This is a genomic window from Bacteroides sp. AM37-9 (genome assembly GCF_003603455.1).
Classification (GTDB): Bacteria; Bacteroidota; Bacteroidia; order Bacteroidales; family Bacteroidaceae; genus Bacteroides; species Bacteroides xylanisolvens.
This window is the reverse complement of sequence record NZ_QTNF01000014.1, coordinates 83,718-105,116: the sequence shown is the minus strand read 5'-3', so window position 1 is coordinate 105,116 and position 21,399 is coordinate 83,718. Positions and strand designations below refer to the sequence as shown.

The window sequence follows — 21,399 nt, the reverse complement described above, 5'->3', positions numbered from 1 at the left end:
AAAAACCTATTTGTATGAAACAGATAATATATATACTATTAACAACAACAATGCTGGGACTTATGTCTTGCAGCGACTGGTTGGATGTATCTCCGAAGACTTCTATTCCTACCGACAAGCAATTTGAGTCGGAATCAGGATTTAAGGATGCGCTTACAGGTATTTATTTGAAGTTGGGAACCACGACATTGTATGCCGGAGACTTGACTTATGCTTATTTGGATGAGTTGGCAGGATTATATTCCGATTATCCGGGGTATAATACAAATGCTGTTTTCGATCAAAGTATCGTATTCGATTATGAGAACATGTTTTTGAGTAAGAAGAATGGGATTTACTCAACGATGTATAACATCATAGCCAATATTAATAACTTCTTGGAGTACGTAGACAAAAATAAAGATGTTTTAGTTACCGAACGCTATTATGAAACTATGAAGGGAGAGGCACTCGGGCTTCGCGCTTTTCTTCACTTTGATTTGTTGCGTATGTTCGGTCCTGTTTATAAAGAACATCCTGCATCCAAAGCTATACCCTACCGTATTGCTTTTGATAAGGATGCCACTCCTGTTTTACCAGCCAGCGAAGTGGTTGACGCTATTCTCAAAGATTTGAATGACGCTGAAAAATTACTGAAAGAGAGTGATCCTCTTGATTTCTTTACCGATCAGACGGATGAAGATTTTACAGATAAAAATCATTTTCTTGTCAATCGTGAGTTTCGTATGAATTTATATGCGGTTAAAGCTATGCTGGCTCGTGTATATTGTTACAAAGGTGATGCGGAAAGTAAAGGATTGGCCACAGAGTACGCTAAACAAGTGATTGCTGCCTCTAAGTATTTTACATTGTATAAATCGCAGACTGCTTCCAATTACAATTCCATACGCTACGCAGAGCAAATCTTTGGAATAACAGTCAATGAATTCTCCAATTTGCTTATTGGAAATTATATGGATATGGAGAATACCAATACTCAGCAACATTTCTATCTGGATGGAGATAAATTTAAATTCTTCTATGAAACTGCCGATGCAGGGAATACTGACTGGAGAAAAAATACGGAAATGTTTGAGGTTATTAATGGGGCAAGTCGGACAGATGTTTTTTGTAGAAAATATAATCAGAAACCTTTGAATGGCGGATATGCTTATTCCGGTGCTGACGCTATCCCTTTGATACGCTTACCCGAAATGTATTATATTGTTGCAGAATGTGTTCCTTCTGCATCGGAAAGTGCTGATGCACTAAATACCGTACGTTTTGCACGTGGTATTTCTTATAGTGATGAGATATCGTCTATCGGATATGATGACCTTGATAATACTTCGGAAGAAGACAAAAACCAGACTAAACGTATTAATGAGATAATGAAAGAATATAGGAAAGAATATTTCGCGGAAGGTCAACTTTTCTATTTCTTGAAAGCGCATAATTATAGCACTTATTATGGTTGTGGGATTGAAACGATGATTGAAGCCCATTATCAGATGACGTTGCCGGATGATGAGTATATTTTTGGAAACAACTCTAAATGATGAAGCATTATGAAACGTATTATATATTTTGTTTTAGCTATTCTTGTTTGCGGCATTTATGTAGGATGCAGTGAAAACGAGATAGACTTATATGACCAGACACCTCGTATCAATTTCTATGGTAGCACTACGCATGTCCGTACTTTGGTTGATACGGATTATGTGAAGAAAGAACCTTATGCTGTAGACAGTTTCGAGGTAAGAATACAAGGAGATTTTTTGAAAGAGAATCGTGATTTCTGTGTGAAAGTAACTCCGAATAATGATTATCAGAATTCAGTGGATGTATTATTGGAAAGCAAGTATACATATACTGACCTTGATACAGTTTGCCAGATATTCTATTATAAAATAAATCGTCCGAAAGTAGAGGCAGGTAGAAATGTTTATGGTTGTTATCTGGAGTTTGATTTGAATAACCCTCTTCATCAGTTTGATAAAGGTCTGGTAGAAAAGAATCAAATCGTTTTAAATGTCAGATGGGAGTTGAAACCGACCGAATGGAGTGATTATGTGGGATTTGGCAGTTATAGCGATGCTAAATATATGTTTATTATGGATGTATGTCAACGTGTATGGGATGATTTGGAAGATGAAGATATTGATGTAATCAAGCAAGCTTATAGAGAATATAAGGAGGAGGGAAATCCACCGATTTTAGGTGAAGAGGGTGATGAAATAGAATATGAATAAGATTAAAAAGAAACGTTATGAGGAAATATATCATCTGTATAGTAAGTTTTATCGGAGCGGCTTTATTGCAAACAGGCTGTTACGATGACAAGGGAGATTACGATTATCATGATGTAAATACGATGGATATCGTAATACCTGAAACGAAGGTACGTATGCCTAAAGAGGAAGCAGTGGAAGTTTCAATTATACCCGAGATTTCTCAGACTTTGGAGCAAAATGAGGAAAACCTTGTGTTTCAATGGAAGAAAACAATCGAAGGAAAGAAAGCGGGGTCGGACAGACTTAGTGATTATAAAGATTATTCCGTAGGCAAAGAATGTAAAGTAACAGTCGAGCCTTATGAATCCGAAAATATAGGTTTGATGTTGGTCATTACGGATAAAAAGAATGGAACAACCTGGTATCAGATAGGTGAAGTTGCAATTATTCGTCCTTTAAATCCTTGCTGGTTTGTATTGCAGGAAAAAGAAGGAAAGGGAGTATTAGGAGCGATAGAGGGTACTCCGGAAGGATATTATGTTTATCCGGATGTCTTTAAATCAGAACTGAATCAGTCATTTCCGTTAGAAGGAAAACCTTTGGCGGTAAGTGCAAGAAAAAACTATGGGGATTCGTTTTTAAGTAGTATGCTGGGTTTTTTTGGTTTTAAAGTAAGTCCGGCGTTAATGGTGGTAACCGATCGGGACTTGGCCTTGTTGACTCCAAGTACTTTAATAACGAGATATCCATCGAATAAAATACTTTTTGAACCGACTGGAAAAGGGGAACCGTTGAATATCGAGCTCTATAAGATGAGTACTCATGGTGAATTGTTTGTGAATAGTGGAAAAGCATATTGTGCTCCTATGGATGGATTTTGTGTACCATTCTCGGTAAAAAAGGAAAGTGAGTTTCCCGCCATTTCCGCTTATGGTTCGTATGGAGGAGGCTATTTGTTTTTTGATTCTGAAAATCATCGTTTTCTTGCTTCCTCTATTCTGGGTTTTAGCGATTATATGGTACCGAATTCGGCTACTCAAGATATACGTAATTATGGAACTAAATGGACTGATCAGAAACCTGTCAGGACATATTTAATGTCGTCTGATGAATCAAATGTCTTTGATCCAAATAAGATTGATCCGTCTTTAGAAGTGCATGACATTGTTACGGGAGGAAACGGAGGAAATTTTGCTTATGCAATTGCTGCTCCCCATAACGGAAAAGAGCTGACTGTGTTTAAATTCAGTGCGCAAGATGAAGATCCGATTTGTGCTGCCCGGTATGCGATTGCTTTACCGTCCGAAGTAAATGTAGAAATAGCAAAATTTGCAGCTTCTTACGCGTATACGGCAAACCTTATATTTATGACATCGGGTAATAAATTATATCGCATTGATCTTGACCGCGGAAGAGCAATTGAACTTTATACTTATGAAACTGATCCGTCAGCACAGATAGTTAGTTTAAAATTTAAGGACCCTGAAAGTGTGAGAGAGGAAGATGACGATGAGGAAACGGGCGAATATAAGGAGAAACTAGGTATGTCTCTCGGGTTGGGTATCAATACTGCTGACAAAGGTGTAGTTGTAGAATTGCAATTGACAGTGGCGGGTGATGTAGCTCGTGAAGAAAACAGCATTTGTGTTTACGAAGATCCCGATCAGCCTATTGGGAAGATTGTTGATATTAGCTATAATTATGAATAGTATAAACCGGTCTTTATGCTAAAAGGAATTATCGGTGCAGTATTTCTTGCTGTTGTCTGTACTTGTCTGTACGGGCAACAGCAAAGTATTACAACTTTTATTAAAGAAGAAGCACCAGTGGAAGTTATTCCCGGTATGTTTACTACCTATCGAAGTGATAAACATATCTATTGGGAAATCCCGGATTCATTGATTGGACGTGAGTTTGCCGTAACGACAACTATCCTGACAGCTCCTGCCCGTCCGGACCGGGATATGGAAAAGAAATTCGGATATGCGGGTGACATGATAGGTCCGGTATTTTTCAGTTTCCGTAAACAGGGTGACGAGTTGTGGATGATGGATCCACAATATGAAAGGGTGATAGAAAATCCTGAAGGAACGTATGCAAAAATCGCTGCCCAACGTGGGAATGAAAGGCTTTATAAAATATTACCGATTAAAGCAAGGAATCAGGGAAGTAGCCTGATAGAGATTGGTGAAGTATTAAAAGATTTTCCTCTGTTCACTCTCGGCATTGTGTCTTTTGATTTGTTGATAGGTACACATCTAAGCGAAAAAGACTGTATCAAGGAAATCAAGGGATATGATAATCGTTTGTTGATACATGCGTCACGAACTTATCAAAGTTCATCAATGGGAATACCGGGTAAGCCTGTTGCACCTCCTTATATTGGAGACTGGGATACAGGTATCTGCATAAAATTACTATCAAAAAGACCGTTGGAGGCAGTAACTGCAAATACCGGAACTTATTTTACGATCAGCAAGGATTGTTTTCAAGGGGATCAGCCTGCTATTCAGAAATCTGTTGTCAAACGATGGCGGCTGGAAATAAGGGCGGAAGATGAAGAAAGATATATGAGAGGGGAACTAGTAGAACCCATACAACCTATTATTTTTTATATAGATCGTAATACACCGGAAAAGTACATCGACTGTATTATTGAAGCGGTACGTGACTGGCGTCCGGCTTTTGAAAAAGCCGGGTTTAAGAACGCCATTGATGCGCGGCTGGCTCCTACCGTTGAGGAAGATCCTGATTTTAGCATTTATGATAGTAGTTATCCGTTTATTTCATGGAAGATATCAGGACAAAATAACGCTTATGGTCCCACTCCTTGTGAACCCCGGTCCGGTGAGATTATAGCTTGCCACATCGGTATTTTTTGCAGTGTCTTGAATTTGGAACAGAAATGGTATTTTGCTCAATGTGGAGCGAATGATCCGCAGGCATGGAATATAGAGTTGCCGGACTCTTTGCAATACGAACAGATAAAACAAGTATTGACACATGAAGTGGGTCATACATTAGGGTTGGAACATAACTTTCTGGGTAGTTCTCATTACTCCATCGATCAATTACGTGATAATGACTTTTTAAGTCAATATAGTATTGGTAGTTCCATAATGGATTATGTGCGGTGTAATTATGCTTTGCGTCCTCAAGATAAAGTTGATTTGAGAAACAGGCGGGTACGTGTCGGCGAATATGATAAGTGGGCTATTGAATGGGGCTACCGTATATTTCCGGGTAAAGATGCTTCTGAAAGAGAAAAGAACAGGAGCCTTTGGAATCAGGAAAAACAGAAAGATCCCTCATTACATTTTTCGGGCAGAATGGATGTAAGGGCTCAGGCAGAAGATTTGGGTAATGACCATGTTATGGTTAATACACAGGGAATAGAGAACTTGAAATATTTGTGTGAACATCCGGATGTCTGGAATGTGACGGATAAAACGTCTTTGCGTGTATTACAGGGGCGTTATGAAGCGGTATTGGAGCATTATAAACAGTGGGTACAGCACGTTTTGTCTCATTTGGGCGGGAAACGTCTTGCTGAGCCGGATGATGAGAATATTTACATACCTGAAAAAGCCGATTACAATAAGAAGGTTATGAGCTTTATACAGGCTTATATATTACAACCGCCTGTGTGGATGTTTGATGAAAAACTTACCGCTAAATTAGAAATAAATGGTAGTCGGGAGTTCGATCGCTTTTATGAAGAGCTGATGTCGGAAATGATTCGTTCCCTCCGGGAAGTGGAAAGAACAGAGAATGTTTGTGAGGATATGTTGTCTGTAGATGAGTTTTTGGAAAGCATACATAAAGAATTATTTGCCGAATGGGCTGACAATATTCCTGTAAGTGACGCCAAGTATAAAGTGCAGCTGCTTTATGTGAGTAAACTTGCTAAACTGTTGGATAGATCAGAAAAGATAACTTCGTCGAGATTATTGGTTTCCATCATGCAGGCTTTGAATAGAATAAAGGAGGAAAGTCTTGATTATAGCCATAAGATTACGGATCCGGTTGCCAAAAAACGGGCAATGTTTCTTGTAGATAGTATTTTGTTTTAATGATGAAAAGTAAATAAAGAAATTCATGAAGAGAAGAAGATATGTGATTGGTATATTGTTGTGTGTCACAGCTTTGCTTCAGGCACAGGATTCCGTCAAGTCATTTGACGAGTTTTTTGTTGCCGGGATGGATAAGATCGACGGTGTGTTTCCTGTGTATGTAGCGGAAAAAGAAATCTATTTGGAAATACCCGAAAAATATATCGGGCGGGAAATTGAAGTCAGTGGACAGATAGACCGAGGGTTTGATTTGTTGAATCGTCCGGTTGACGGACTGGGAGTAGTGCGTATTATATCTCCGGACAAAGCTACAATTTGCTTTCAAAAACCGTTTTATACAGAGCGTATTTTAGATAAAAAAAGCACATATCAGCAATCTTTCTCGTTGTCAAATATGCAACCTGCCGGTAAAAGTTATCCAGTGGTGGCCTATTCAAAAGAGCAGGGAGCTATTATTCGGATAACAGAGTATCTGATGACTGGCGATGATTGGTTCAGCTATAATGATAATTTTATTCGTTCCTTGGTTCCGGAACTGTCGGAAATAATGAAAATACATCCTTTTAAGGAAGGTGTGTCGTTTACGGTCAGGCGCTATCATGGAGTTGAAGCGGAAAGATATATGCTGTCCAGTTCTGCCATTATATTGCCTGAAGGTAGTATGCCTTTGGAAGTCACTTGTGCAGTACGCTTGCTACCTCTGAAAAAAGATCAGATCCGCCTGGCAGATTACAGAATACCTTACCGGACATTGAGTTTCAAAGATTACTCGCAAAATCCTTATTGTATGGTAGAAGATTCATTGATTCTTCGTTGGGATATGTCACAACCGCTTACTTTCTATGTAGACACCCTTTTTCCGAAGGAATATTTCCAGGCAGTAAAGGAAGGAGTGGAAGCATGGAATACCGCCTTCCATAAAGCAGGTATTCATGATGCTTTACAAGTAAGGTATGCAGACCGAAAGATAATTCCGGCGGAACAACGTGCTTTTATATCTTATGATTTGAGAATACCGGGGATTAAAAGTGACTTTATCTGTCATCCTCGTACCGGAGAAATACTTTCATGTCGTTTGAATATCGGACATGGATTCCTAAAAGGAAAATTAGACGACTATCTGTTAAGTTGCGGTGCCTCGGATTCGCGTATTCTGGCTGACCGTTATTCTAAAGAAGTGGAAAAAGAATTGTTGCAAAATGAAATAACGGAAGAAATTGGATATCTTTTAGGTTTGCGCAGAAGTTTATCGAAAAGCTCGTGTGGAAAGACTTTAAAAGTTGGAGATGATGATTGCCGGACTATTTATTTTGGCTATCATCCTTTCAAAGGAGACCAAAATTGTTATGATGAACGGGAGAAGCTCCGCCAATGGATAGATCATAATTTACCAGATCACATTCGTTTATTCCAACCATCAGGGAAGGAGAATTCTAATTCTTCATTTCCAGAAGATTATGCGGTCAAAATATCGGATTTACAGACTGTAGTGAGTCGGTTGGATAAGATTGTGTATAAGGGGAAGAAATACGATAAAGGGAGTTCGCTCACTGATATATACAGAAAAGCTATTCGTCTGTATGGGAGTTATCTGATGGAAATGGCAAAGGTGGTGGGTAGTTCTCAACCGGCAGATGCGCAGCGTCAGGCAATGCTTGATTTGGACAACTATTTATTTCATTCTGTTAAAAAGATGGAATGTACCTATGTAAAAGAGAATTTGTTGGAAACAAGAAACAATCTTCTGTATCCGGAACTGGCGAAGTTGTTCAAACAATTGTTGAGTGTAAAGACAATTTCAGCTCTTCGATTGCAGGCGTTGCAGAGTGACCGGAAGGGGTATGACGATATTGATTTTTTCCGGGATCTTTATAAAGGATTGTTTAATGGTTTTGATCCGCAGTCTGCCGTTAGTTATGAACAGATGGATATTCAGCTGATATGTTTGGAAGCGTGGCTGGATATTATGCAGGAAGCTACTGAACATAATAGTATAAAGAAACGTTTAACGAACGAATTGCATAGTCTGCACGATAGACTGGAGGAGCTTAGCACGACACATTCCCAAAGGGAAGTACGTGATATGTATATTCTGCTTTTGAGAAGAATGGATCAATATTTCCGTGTGGTTTCTTGAGTGGCGTTAGAGTAATAATTTGTTTGGGATGATGAAAAAATGGTCGTACAGATAGAATAACCTATAAGTTTTGGGTTATCTTTGCTATGATTTATGAATAAATAATTAGAATAAGATGACTATTATTTTTCCTTCACCCATCTTCGGCCCTATTCATTCCCGCCGTTTGGGCGTTTCTTTGGGAATCAATTTATTGCCGGACGACGGTAAGGTTTGTTCATTCGACTGCATTTATTGTGAGTGTGGTTTCAATGCCGAACATCGTACGAAGAAACTTCTTCCTACCCGTGAAGAAGTCCGCACGGCTCTCGAAGAGAAACTAAAAGACATGCAGGCAAACGGCCCCGCTCCCGATGTACTGACATTTGCCGGAAACGGTGAACCGACTGCGCATCCCCATTTCCCGGAAATCATAGAAGATACACTTGCGCTTCGCGACAAGTATTTCCCAAAAGCAAAAGTAAGCGTATTGAGTAACTCTACATTTATCGACCGTCCTGCCGTATTCGAAGCACTGAACAAGATAGATAATAATATCCTGAAACTGGATACGGTGGATGAAGAATACATTCATCTGTTGGACCGTCCTAACGGAAAATATTCTGTTAAGAAGATCATCGAAAGAATGAAAGAGTTCAAAGGAAACTGCATCGTACAGACGATGTTCCTGAAAGGAGGTTATCAGGGAAAAGACATGGATAATACATCCGACAAGTATGTGCTCCCCTGGATAGAAGCAGTGAAAGAAATCGCTCCCCGTCAAGTGATGATTTATACGATTGACCGGGAGACTCCCGACCACGATTTGCAAAAGGCTACGCATGAAGAGTTAGACCGTATTGTGGCTTTATTGGAAAAGGAAGGTATTCCGGCAACAGCTTCTTATTAAAATATAATTCAAACAGGGATATATTTCTTCTTGATAATACGTAAGAAAATTAATATAAGAGGGCGAACTAATAGAATTCAGAAGTTTTATACTTCCTATTTTATTGCTCGCCCTTTTATTGGCTTCATGAGCTGTTTCAGCCTATTCTGACAAGGGTATATTCTCACTTCGATGAGAAAAAGTTCTCATTGCAGTGAGAGTTTTTTCTCATTATAATGAGTATTTTTTCTCATCGCAGTGGGAATGCTTGAGAATGTGTACTTCCCTGATAATGTTTCCTTTCTTCACATAATCTTTCGGCAATATCCCGAACTGCTTCTGAAAGCAACGGGCAAAGTACGAAGGATTATTGAATCCTACAATGAAACAAACCTCATTGATCCGGTATTTACGCCAAGTGTTATCTGCAAAACGTTCTTTATAAAGAACACTCTTTTCAGATTAAAGGACTTGTTTACCTAATTATGTTTCCTGTAAATACTCATTTTACCGAAACATAGTTAGGTAAACAAAATAAAGTTCTTATATTTGCATGAATTGAAGGTTATTAAAAAACTGATTTTGGTATGGAAAAGACCCTGATACGCCAGAATGCCCAATGGAATGGCAAAATGTTTGATCAATATGGGGAGCCGTTTTTCTATACCGGCTGTGGGTAAGGCACTGAAAAGCAATGAAAATACAGTTGCGTCCTATCTCAACTTTTTGTGTGACAGTTATATTTGCGTCGATGTACGTAACTTTTCTTATTCTTTGAAACAGACTTCCCGTTCCCAGCATAAGTGTTATTTCATTGACAATGGCTTGGTTTCAGCCAATGTCTTTCGTTATTCTCCGCAAAGTGGTAGTGCCTTGGAGAATCTTGTTTATAATGAGCTGAGAAATAAAGGGTATATGAATATTTCATTCGACAATAGTAAGACGGAATGTGATTTTTTGGCATATAAAAACGGGAAAGCTTATGGCTTTCAGGTTTGCTATGAACTGAATGACATGAACCTGAAACGTGAATTGTACGGATTCGAACTGGAAAATGTGATGCTCGAAAAGAAGACTCTGCTTACTTACAACCAGAAGGAAACTTATGGGGATATTGAAGTTGTTCCCTTTTGGGAATGGGTTATGTCACCACCTTTCACATAATCTTTCGGCAATATCCCGAACTGCTTTTGAAAGCAACGGGCAAAGTACGAAGGATTATTGAATCCTACAATGAAACAAACCTCATTGATCCGGTATTCTCCTTCACGCAGCAGTTCTCCGGCTGTTTTGAGCCGTATCAACCGGATATAATCATTGGGCGGCATTCCGGTCAGTCCTTTCAATTTGCGCTGTAAGTTGGAACGGCTGATAGCCATCTCCTCTGCCATCTTATCGATGGTAAATTCTTCATTGGTGAAATTGCGGGTAATGATTTCATTGATCGTGTTCAGCCATTTCACGTCTGTTTTGTTCATTAATGTCTGGTCGTATGACATATTCGGAACAGTTGTAAAGTGGTTGAACAGCATGCGCCGGTTTTCCAGCAGATTATTGATGGTGGCTTTCATGTGACTTAGCGAGAAAGGCTTTTCTATATAAGCGTCCGCGCCATAGTCAAGACCCGCAATTTTTGAATCGATGCTGTCGAGTGCCGAAAGCAGGATAAACGGGATATGGCAAAGCATATTGTCGGAACGGATGGACTTTAATAATTCGAATCCGTCCATGTGAGGCATGACGATGTCACTGATAATAAGATCTACTGTCGTTGTCTCCAGACATTCCAAGGCTTCCTTGCCATTGGCGGCTGTATGGATGGTGTAGGTATTTCCCAGATTCTTAGCCAGAAACTCCAGCATATCCGTTGTGTCTTCCACTACTAAAAGAGAGTAACCGGCGGGTTCGCCTTCTTCCTCCAAAGCGGGAACCTTGTCGGGCATGGAAGTAATGGAGGGGCTGACAGAGATGCTTTTCTCCAAATACGGAATTTCCACACATACTTCGCATCCTTCCGTATAGCCGGGATTGATATAAACCTTTCCCTTATGCTTCTCCACCAACAATTTGACGAGACTCAATCCGATGCCTACTCCCGATCCGTTATTTCCTGTATTTCCCACCTGATAAAACGGTTCGAAAACTTTGCTGCATTCCTCTTGCGGAATACCCGGACCGTCGTCACGTACACACAGGGAGAGCGTGCGCCCTTCAGAAGACAGATGTTCGTCCATAATGACCATAATGCGGGTGCGGGCATATTTCATGGCATTTGTCAGCAGGTTACTGACAATTTTAGTCAGCGCCTCCTGGTCTACATTATATTGCAGATGTTCTTTCGGTAGCGAGACACTGAAAGATATTCCGGTCAGGGAGATGGCACGGAAACGGTCGATGATGTCCTCAATCATTCGGTTGATATCTATCTGATTGAATGAAAGCGTATAACCTTCCTTGTCCACTTTGCGGAAGTCGAGCAATTGTTTGATAAGCTCCATCAGCCGGTTGGTGTTCTTCCGTATCACAGACAGGTTGCTTTCCACTTCACTGTTCCATTCATGTGTTTCCAGAATAGCTTCCAGCGGAGCTTTGATAAGACTTACCGGAGTCTTGATTTCATGTGCCACTTGGGTGAAGAATGTAATTTTCGACTGGAACAACTCCTGATTCTTGATTTGTTCCATCTCTTTCATCTTTCTTATTTTCACGACCTGTTGCTTACGCAAATAAAGCTGTACCAGGAAATATGCGAGACCACACGCAATTAGTAAATAGAAAATCTTGGCATAAATGGTCTTCCAGGGTGGAGGAAGGATCTCAATATGCAGGCAACAGTCGTCATTGCTCCAATATTCATCGTTGTTACTGGCTTTCACACGGAAAGTATATTCACCCGGAGGCAGGTTGAGAAAAGATACATTATGTTTATCCGTGTATATCCATTCTTTGTGAATACCGTCCAGTTTGTAGGCATATAAATTCTTGCTGGGAGCCACATAACTAAGACTTTCGAACGTGATGTCGAACGACACCACCTGATAAGGAACAGTTACCTGTCCGCTAAGAGCAGGTATACGCTTGCTAAGGCTTACTTTGTCGTCGGGGCTGTGCATATATACCGCCGAAATAGACGCCGTAGGTCTTACCTTATTAATAGATAACTTGAACGGATAGAAACAATTAAACCCGTTCACCCCACCGAAATAGAATTTCCCGTCACTGGCTTGCAGGGAAGAACGGAAATTGAACTGGTTGCTTTGCAATCCATCCTCGATGGTATAGAGCTGTGCCCGTTTGTTCTGCGGCTCATATCGGATCAGTCCCCTATTGGAAGAAAGCCAATAGTTACTCGATTGATCGTCCAGTATGCCATAGATGATATTGTTCGGCAGATTCTCTTTGGTGGAGAAGTTTTCAAAACGGTCCTCCTGATAGTGATAACGGCAGATGCCACCACCTTCGGTGCAGAACCATAGATGCTGTTTATGATCGATATACACACGGATTACCCAGTTGCTACAAGGAGAAGCAGCGTTTGCAGGGTCGTTACGATAGTTGTGCAATTTACCGGTTTGGCGGTTGTAACGCCAAATGCCATCCCTTTTGCTTGCCAGCCATAAATCTCCGTATGGGTCTTCAACCATATCATAGATAAAGATATGGCTTAAAGGTTCCAATGTCCGGAAAGAATCACTTTCCGGGTCATACTGGCAGAATCCGGAGAGCGTTCCCAGATAAATGCTGCCATCCTTCGTTTGATAGATGGAGTAGATATGATCGTTAGGAATTGAATGTGGGTTTGCGCGGTTATGGCGATAGTTTTTCATTTTTCCCGTTTGAATATCCAGGATATATAATCCACGGGAGAAACTGCCAATCCACAATTTCCCTTCATTGTACAACAGTGCATGGATATTGTGATAGCCGATATTAGGGTTACTGCTTCTCAACAGATGGTTTTTAAACTTCTTCGTGCGGGGATCAAAGAGGTTCAGTCCCCCGTCTTCGGTGGCAATCCAAATGTTGCCGTCGGGATCTTCGCAGAATTGGCTGATGACATTTCCCGAAAGAGAATTTTCCATACCATTGGGATAATACCACTCGATATCCTTATGCTTGGGAGACAGGTAACTCACTCCACTGAAATAAGTCCCGATCCAAATTCCCCCCTCCCTATCCTGATAACAGGCATAGATACTTTCTTTATTTTGTTCGTCGTCGGTAGGCAGACATTCTCCTGTCGTGGTGTTGAATGTATAAAGTCCGTCGTCGGAGCCGAGATAGAAAGAGTTGGCCGTCCGTTGAAACAAGGTGCGGATGCGTGGAATGGTAAGCGTGTCCCCTTCTCCGAAGTAATAGCGGAATTGTCCTGTCTCCTTATTGAACCGTGCCAGTCCCCCGTACCATGTACCCGCCCATAATACTCCCTGCGAACTTTCCATCAAAGAGATAATCTCGTTGCAGGCAGGACGTCCGAAAGAAGTGCCCTCGGATATATATCCTGTGAAGTTGTCCGTACGTTGGTTGTATTTCGCCAGCCCATTCCGGGTACCTATCCAGATAGTCCCGAACGAGTCGTTATAAATCACCCATATGTGATTATCCGGCAGTGAATGAGGATCGGAAAGAGAATGCAGATATTGCCTCAACGTACCTTTTTTCTCGTTGTAGACAAACAGCCCGTTGGTTGTTCCGATCCATAACTGCCCGTCATTGTCGTATGCCATTCCGAAGACGCTGTTGACTGATGCCCCGTCTTCCGTCTGTTTATCGAATACGGAGAACTTCTCTTCCCACGAATCGAATAAATACAGCTTCTCCGTACTGGCCACCCAAATCTGATTGTTATCCTGATGGCGGCAGATCGTTACTATATTCATATAGCTGTTTCCGCCGTTTTCTGACGAATGTCCGTAGTTGGTGAACTCGATGCCGTTGAAACGATTCAGCCCGTCCTGCGTTGCAAACCACATATATCCGATGCTATCCTGAAGGATGCTCCGGACACAGTTGCCCGATAACCCCGATCTAACGTCATATTTCTTGTAGATATTGGCGAAGACCAGAGAAACCGATGCCAACAATATACATATGGATAAGATGGATCGTTTCATAGTTTCCTTTCTTTATATCCCCTGTTTGCAGGAGCTATATATCCTGCGTATTGGATCTATATGTCCAATACGTTGGATCTATATACCCAACACGCAGGGCATATATACCCAACAGATTGGATCTATAGCTCCTGTAAACAGGGTAATTACCCCCTTTGTAGAAGCCTTTATTTCACGTCATCCCACGTATCTGTGCGGAATGGGAAAGCACTCAATCCGAAAGTATTCCGCAGCGTGATATTTCCCACATAATTACGGAAAGCATAGCGCACGGCAATCGGTTGGGCTACCTCTTCACTCCACACTTCTACTGTGTTGGTACGTCCCACAATCTTTGCTTTTGCCGGATAGAACTTCTTGTCCGCTCCCGCAATTTCAAATCCTTCCAGTTCGGAGAAAGTAGGGAACAACCCCGCAGGTGCATTATCAAATGTCACTATGGCCTTTTTGTCCGCATAGTCCACTTTGGTCATCGTCGGACCGTTGGATGGCAATCGGCGAATACCGTATGTTTTAGTCAGTGCAAGCGTAGCCAACCGAAGCCCTACTACATCCTTCTGTGGCGGATGGATACAGAATTCATCACCAATATCCGTAGTAGGCACCATGCCCGAATTAGGAATTGTTTTCAGTGCTTCCATCTGTGCTTCCCGCAATAGAGCGGCCCCTGTATCACGGCTGTCCTTATATTTATGAGGAGCAATCTGCACATAATAGAAAGGCATATCGGGAGCCTCCCATACATTTCTCCATAGCTGCACCATAGCAGTCATCATCGGAGCATAGAATTGATAGTTGGATATATTCGATTCTCCCTGATACCAAAGGAAACCGCGTGCCGTGAAGTTCTTAACAGGCCATAACATCGAGTTGTACAGACATTCCAAACGCTGGTGCACCCCTCTTTTAGGATTTTTGGCAGCTTCAATGTTCATACCTTCCACGGTTTTCAATGTCGGTTCATCCATCCATGCTTCAATCGCCGAACCTCCCCAACTGTTGATAACCAGTCCTACCGGGAGATGGAGACTTTCAGTCAGTTGGCGGGCAAAGAAATAGGCGGCGGCACTGCAATCAATGCTCGTTTCGGGTGACGATACTTCCCATTTTCTTTTCTCGAAATCCGTGCGGCGTTCTGTATCATTGGTTCTCGGTACGGTAATAAAACGAATACGGTCGCGATAATTTCCCGAGTTCAGCAGCGTTTCAAGTGAGTGGTCAATGGGTTGTGCTGCATTTCCCATCATACGCATTTCCATGTTCGACTGTCCGGAGCAGATCCACACCTCCCCTATCAGTATATCCGAGAGAGTGACCGGAGTGCCGTCACTGATCGTAATAGAATAAGGAGTATATCCTCCTTCGGGAGTGTCTACTTTTACCAGCCAGGCCCCGTCTTTATCCGTAGATGCCTGATAAGTCCGGTTGTTCCACGAAGTGGTGACAGTTACTTTTTTGCCATCCGCCCAACCCCATAACTTAACGGAGCTGTTCTGTTGAAGTACCATGTGATCTCCCATCATTGCAGGGAGTTTTACTTTGCCTTGTGCAATCGGCAGGAATAAAAGTGATAAAATAAGAAGTAGAAAATGTTTTTTCATACTGTTTTTATTAGATATTCGACGAATAATTATTAGGTATCAGGCAAAAATACAACCTATTTTTAAATATGGAATAAAACTAGCTAGTCATTTTCTGATAAAAGCTGGTCGAAATCTTAAAAGCTTGTTTTTCCTTTTCATTCTCCGCCGAATTTTCTTAATTAGTGGCATCAATCGCCTAAACAGTATTATTAGATTGGCTAAATATCCCATTTCTTTGCAGGGTGAGTATTTAACAACCTAATTGTTTCATTAAATCTAATAAAATGAAAAAGAAGCATTATCTATTATTTTTATTGGCTTCGCTCTTTTTACTGACAGATGTGGTGTGGGCACAAACATCTGCCACGGTAAATGGAGTAGTGATCGATGAGAATGGAGAAACCCTGCCGGGTGTTTCCGTCGTCGAAGTAGGTACAACAAACGGTGTCCTGACAGACCTGAACGGACACTATACCTTAAAAACAACTTCTGCCAAACCTTCCGTTTCTTTCAGTTACATTGGTTATCAGACCACCACGCTTCCCCTGAACGGGCGTACGAAACTCGATGTACAGATGAAAGTGGAAACGAAAGTGCTGGATGAAGTAGTGGTAGTGGGCTACGGTGTACAGAAGAAAGTGAATCTGACCGGCTCCGTGACTTCCATCAACTTTGCCGACCAAACGGAAGGACGACCTATCATGAGTGTTTCTTCCGCCCTTTCGGGACTTGCCGCCGGTATGAACGTCACGCAGGCTTCGGGACAACCCGGTTCGGACGGTGCCACCATCCGCGTCCGCGGTAACGGTACTTTCAATACCAACTCCCCATTAGTCCTGGTGGACGGTATCGAATGGAGCATGGACAATGTGAACCCCAACGACATCGAAAGCATCTCCGTACTGAAAGACGCTGCCTCCACAGCTATTTATGGTACGCGCGCCGCCAACGGAGTCATCCTTATCACCACCAAAAGCGGGAAAGGCAAACCGCAAATCTCCTATTCTTATTCGGGAGTTGTGCAGATGCCTTACAATAACCTCTCTTTCGTGAGCGACTATGCCCGCTATATGGGACTGGTGAACGAGGCTTGCGACAATGTGAATACCAAAGGCATCTTCTCGCAGGAAAGCATTGACCGCTGGAGGGCTGCTTCTGCCGATCCGAACGGGTTGAACGAGTACGGAGTACCCAATTACGTAGCTTATCCCAACACCGATTGGTTCGACGAAGTATTCGACACCGGATATTCGCAAGAGCACAACCTGTCTGTCTCCGGCAGTTCGGAGAAAGTGAAATACATGCTTTCATTGGGCTATCTTGACAATCAGGGAGTCATGAACCGCTGGAACCTCGACTCAAGTACGCAGAAAATCAATTTCCGTACCAACCTGGAAGCCAAGATAGTGAAATGGATGACTGTCGGCACCCGTCTCTACGGACAAAAGCAAGATTACGGGATGGCTAATATCAGCAACGGATTCAAGTATCTCTATCAGACCACTCCGGGTGTATACCCCGGCGAACCGAACTACTGGGGACGTGCCGCACTGGCCAGCGAAGAATCTTCCAATGCCAATAATATCTTTGGTCAGATGGCAGGAGCCACCGGTTTCAATACCGTCTGGCGTCTCAACGCATCAGTCTACGGAATTATCACTCCCTATAAAGGGCTCAACATTGAAGGTACATTCAACTATTCGCCGACATTCACCGACAAGTCTTCTTATAGCCGCCAAAATGGTTATTGGGACTACGTCACCGACCAGCGTGTCAGCGAAAGCGCGTTGGAGAACGCTTCCATCACCAATACGAGTGCACGCACCTGGCGTCAGAGTGCCGAAATACTGGTACGCTACAATACAACCATCAAGAAAGACCACGACCTGGGCGCACTGCTCGGATATTCCGCACAGGAATATTACAGCAAGAGCTTTGCCGTTTCCCGTAAAGGCGCTACGGACTGGACGCTGAACGAATTAAGCACTTACGAGACGCTCGTCAGCTCTTCCAGCTCGGCACCCGCCAAATGGGGATTGCTCTCTTATTTCGGCCGTGTCAACTACGGATATAAAGGACGTTATCTCTTCGAAGCCAACCTTCGTGCCGATGCCTCCTCCCGTTTTGGTGTGAACCAGCGTTGGGGATATTTCCCCTCGTTCTCCGGCGGATGGCGTATCTCAGAAGAATCATTCATGCAGGGAGCATCGGACTGCCTCTCTAACCTGAAACTGCGTGTTTCCTGGGGAAAGACAGGTAACAACTCAACGGGCAACTACGACTGGCAGGCAAACTACGCCACAGGCAATGTCGTAATCGACGGTGAAGGAACCAAAGGACTGGTACGCAAAAAACTAAGCAACGACAAGCTGCACTGGGAAAGTACCGCCACCACCGACATCGGACTTGATTTCGGCTTCTTCAACCACCGCCTGACGGGTGAAATAGACTATTATAATAAGTATACTTCGGACATTCTCTACCATCCCGAACTCTATCTTTCGATGGGTGTCGTAGGCTCTGCTCCCGAGAATCTGGGTGAAGTGCGCAACCGTGGTGTTGAATTTACCCTCAACTGGAACGACCGCATCGGAAAAGATTTCGAATACCGGGTGGGTATGAACTTCTCTTTCAACGCCAATAAAGTAATGAAGTTCAAAGGCGAACTCCAGAAATACTGGACGTATGATGCGCAGGGAAACAAAGTCAGCTATGTCAATAACTTCAGTGATGTGTCTGAATCCGGTTTCGGAGGTTATATCTGTGAAGGCCGCCAACTGGGGGAAACCTATATGTATAAGGTGTACAGAGGTTCCGGCGAAGGCTATACCGGAGGTGCGGTGGATATCCATGCGGGACCGAAGGACGGAATGATACGTACGAAAGAAGATATGGTATGGGTGCAGGCTATGATTGACTCCGGTTATTCGTTCGGAGGAATGAAGACGGTTGCCAAAGACCAGCTTTGGTATGGTGATATTCTCTATGCCGACAGCAACGGTGATATGAACTACGGCGATACCAACGACCGCGATTTCTCCGGACACACCAGTGTCCCCAAATTCAACCTGGGCTTCAACTGTGCTTTCTCTTACAAGAACATTGATTTCTCCATGTTATGGTCGGGAGCTTTCGGGCATTACCTCAACTGGAATACGGATTACTACAACTCGACACTGGTCAGCCACGGATATGGCATTATCGAGCATATCGCCGATAACCATTACTTCTTCGATCCTTCCAACCCGGACGATCCGCGCACCAATCAGTGGGGCAAATATCCCCGCCTGACATACGGTACTACCTATAATAACAGAATCCAGAGCGACTGGAACGAATATAAGGGCGACTACTTCAAGTTGAAGAATATCCAAATCGGCTATACGTTGCCGCAACGGATTTCCAGCAAGTTCTTTGTTAATAAGCTCCGTGCTTTCGTGTCGATGGACAATATCCTGACGATCACCAGTTATCCGGGACTCGATCCGGAAATAGGAACTGCTATCGGTTATCCGTTGATGCGTCAGATCTCTTTTGGCGGACAGATTACCTTTTAATGATGTAGAACTAAAAAACAGAATCTGATATGAAAAAGATATTAATGATTTTAACGATGGCGCTGGCGGCTACCTCCTGCATGGATATTCTCGATGTGGCTCCGGAAGACCAGATTGCAAGTGAAAACATGTGGACCACGGAAGAGCTTGCCGACAAGGGAATGGCAGGACTCTACTTCCCGTTCTATGCCACCCAACTCTCCTCTACTCAGCTTCGCCGTGCCGACGGACTGAACCGTCAGGGAATCGAAGCTATGAGCTTTGCAACCGATTATTATTCCAACAACTATCCGGTGGAACTGCTTTCGCTGGCCACCAAACCTGCCAATGACTTTCAGGTGTGGTATGAATGGAAGTTCTGTTACACCATCATCCATGCGTGTAACGATGCGATTTCCAATCTGCATAAAGCGGATATGAGCGCAAATAAACTGGCGCGTTACCAATGCGAAGCCCGTTTCCTCCGTGCCTGGGCGTACAATCGTCTGAATATGCTTTATCAGGGTGTTCCCGTTTATCTGGAACCCATCAATAATGAAGACTGTACCCGTGGCCAATCTTCGGTGGATGAGGTATGGCAAGTGATTCTGGATGATTTGACGTATTGCATCAACAATCCCGACTTCCCCAATAACACGCTGAATGAAAACTACGGCCGTCCTTCTAAAGGTGCCGCTTATGCCCTGCGTGGTATGGTATATATGTGGAAGAAGCAATACAAGGAAGCGGGCAACGATTTCAAAGAAGTGGAAACGTGTGGTTATGGTTTGTGGACAGGCGAATATGCCGATTTCTTCAAATATGAAAACGAAAAGGATAAAGAAATGATCTTCTCGCTCCAGTTCAGCGAAGAAACCGGTTATTGTGATAACATTCAGCAAATGACTGGCGCCCGCGATACGTATGATGGCTGGACGGAAATAAAACCTTCCGCAGACTTTGTAGATTACTATAAGAACGCAGACGGATCGGACTTCAAATGGTCGGAAGTAGACGGCCTGCAAGACTGGGACTTGCTGACTCCAAAACAGCGTGAAATCTTCTTCTGCCGTGACGGACTGGAATCCATGTCCTCACAAAAGAATGCGCTTATCAAACGGGTAGGCGAAGATATCTATCAGAAATATTACCTCAACAGTGGTAATGAAGCCCGTATCAAAAAGGCGTATGACAACCGTGACCCGCGTCTGCAACAGACCGTCGTCACTCCTTATGTGCCGGTGGACTGCTACAAGCCTAATTATGCAGGAGATGCCAACCAGATCGGTAAACAACTCCGTTGGCCGTTGAAGGAACAGGGAACGAATGGCGGAGACTTCTGGCTCGATAAACGTACTTCTGCTTTCTACTGCTATCGCAAGTACAATGAGTTTGAGAAAGGCCGTTTGATTAGCCGGAGCCGTTGCCATACCGACTGGCCGTTGATTCGCTATACCGATGTACTGTTGCAGTATGCCGAAGCATTGGCGCAGACCGATCAGTTGGGAGAAGCCATCCGTTTGGTGAATAAAGTACGTACCCGTGCCCACATGCCCGCACTGACAGAGGGCGGAAGCGGTCCGTGCGCAGTGAACGGAAAGGAAGACATGCTCGAAAGGATACGTTACGAACGTCGCGTGGAATTCTGCCTGGAGGGAATTAACTTCTTCGACGAAGTACGTTGGGGAACCTACAAAGAAACCAAATTCCAGGGAAAAGACGTGAATGGCGGCAAGTCCTGGTGGGGCGATATGGTAGAGTATAACTGGTATTATGCCGATTATATGTGGCCGTGGACTGCTCCTATCGTTGAAACGCAAAAGAACCCGAACCTGACTAAACGAAGCGGTTGGGCGTATTAATCATAAAGATTTG

General features: G+C 43.0%; 11 protein-coding genes and 1 pseudogene. 9 read left to right on the top strand and 3 right to left on the bottom strand.

Annotated elements, in window-relative coordinates; genetic code table 11:
* Positions 1-14 precede the first annotated feature (14 nt).
* From DW862_RS11915 to DW862_RS11890, 6 genes are all read left to right on the top strand, one after another.
* Positions 15-1,538 carry a RagB/SusD family nutrient uptake outer membrane protein gene (locus tag DW862_RS11915; protein WP_120068363.1) on the top strand — a complete coding sequence of 508 codons (1,524 nt, stop codon included), beginning with the start codon at positions 15-17 and terminating at the stop codon, positions 1,536-1,538.
* Positions 1,539-1,547: 9 nt separating this feature from the next.
* A complete protein-coding gene (locus tag DW862_RS11910; protein WP_004316104.1) occupies positions 1,548-2,231 on the top strand; it encodes a DUF4843 domain-containing protein in 684 nt (227 codons plus the stop codon).
* A 17-nt stretch (positions 2,232-2,248) separates the two neighbouring features.
* Positions 2,249-3,922: a PKD-like family lipoprotein gene (locus tag DW862_RS11905; RefSeq protein ID WP_117683605.1), complete on the top strand. Its 1,674-nt coding sequence runs from the start codon at positions 2,249-2,251 to the stop codon at positions 3,920-3,922.
* 15 nt (positions 3,923-3,937) lie between these two features.
* Positions 3,938-6,286 carry a zinc-dependent metalloprotease gene (locus DW862_RS11900; RefSeq protein WP_117683606.1) on the top strand — a complete coding sequence of 783 codons (2,349 nt, stop codon included), beginning with the start codon at positions 3,938-3,940 and terminating at the stop codon, positions 6,284-6,286.
* Between the two features lie 25 nt (positions 6,287-6,311).
* The gene (locus DW862_RS11895; protein WP_117683607.1) at positions 6,312-8,423 is read left to right on the top strand and encodes a DUF5117 domain-containing protein; all 2,112 of its coding nucleotides are present in this window, start codon (positions 6,312-6,314) and stop codon (positions 8,421-8,423) included.
* Positions 8,424-8,538: 115 nt separating this feature from the next.
* Positions 8,539-9,312, top strand: a complete 774-nt coding sequence (locus DW862_RS11890; protein WP_004298756.1) for a radical SAM protein — start codon at positions 8,539-8,541, stop codon at positions 9,310-9,312.
* Between the two features lie 210 nt (positions 9,313-9,522).
* Here DW862_RS11890 and DW862_RS26745 read toward each other — a convergent pair.
* Positions 9,523-9,702: pseudogene (locus DW862_RS26745) on the bottom strand (helix-turn-helix domain-containing protein); the annotation flags it as partial.
* A gap of 213 nt (positions 9,703-9,915) precedes the next feature.
* Between DW862_RS26745 and DW862_RS11880 the strand changes: the two are divergent.
* On the top strand, positions 9,916-10,455 hold the full coding sequence (locus DW862_RS11880) for a DUF4143 domain-containing protein (RefSeq protein WP_229129652.1): 540 nt from the start codon (positions 9,916-9,918) through the stop codon (positions 10,453-10,455).
* On the opposite strand, the gene DW862_RS11875 is transcribed toward DW862_RS11880, so the two are convergent.
* Together DW862_RS11875 and DW862_RS11870 are read right to left on the bottom strand one after the other, a co-directional pair.
* Positions 10,395-14,405: a hybrid sensor histidine kinase/response regulator transcription factor gene (locus tag DW862_RS11875; protein WP_117683608.1), complete on the bottom strand. Its 4,011-nt coding sequence runs from the start codon at positions 14,403-14,405 to the stop codon at positions 10,395-10,397. The genes DW862_RS11880 and DW862_RS11875 overlap by 61 nt on opposite strands.
* A gap of 167 nt (positions 14,406-14,572) precedes the next feature.
* A complete protein-coding gene (locus tag DW862_RS11870) occupies positions 14,573-16,006 on the bottom strand; it encodes a sialate O-acetylesterase (protein WP_009040673.1) in 1,434 nt (477 codons plus the stop codon).
* Positions 16,007-16,272: 266 nt separating this feature from the next.
* On the opposite strand from DW862_RS11870, the gene DW862_RS11865 reads away from it, so the two are divergent.
* Both DW862_RS11865 and DW862_RS11860 read left to right on the top strand, forming a co-directional pair.
* Complete coding sequence (locus DW862_RS11865; RefSeq protein ID WP_117683609.1) at positions 16,273-19,545, top strand: TonB-dependent receptor; 3,273 nt, start codon at positions 16,273-16,275, stop codon at positions 19,543-19,545.
* Between the two features lie 29 nt (positions 19,546-19,574).
* Complete coding sequence (locus DW862_RS11860; protein WP_120068360.1) at positions 19,575-21,386, top strand: RagB/SusD family nutrient uptake outer membrane protein; 1,812 nt, start codon at positions 19,575-19,577, stop codon at positions 21,384-21,386.
* Positions 21,387-21,399 lie beyond the last annotated feature (13 nt).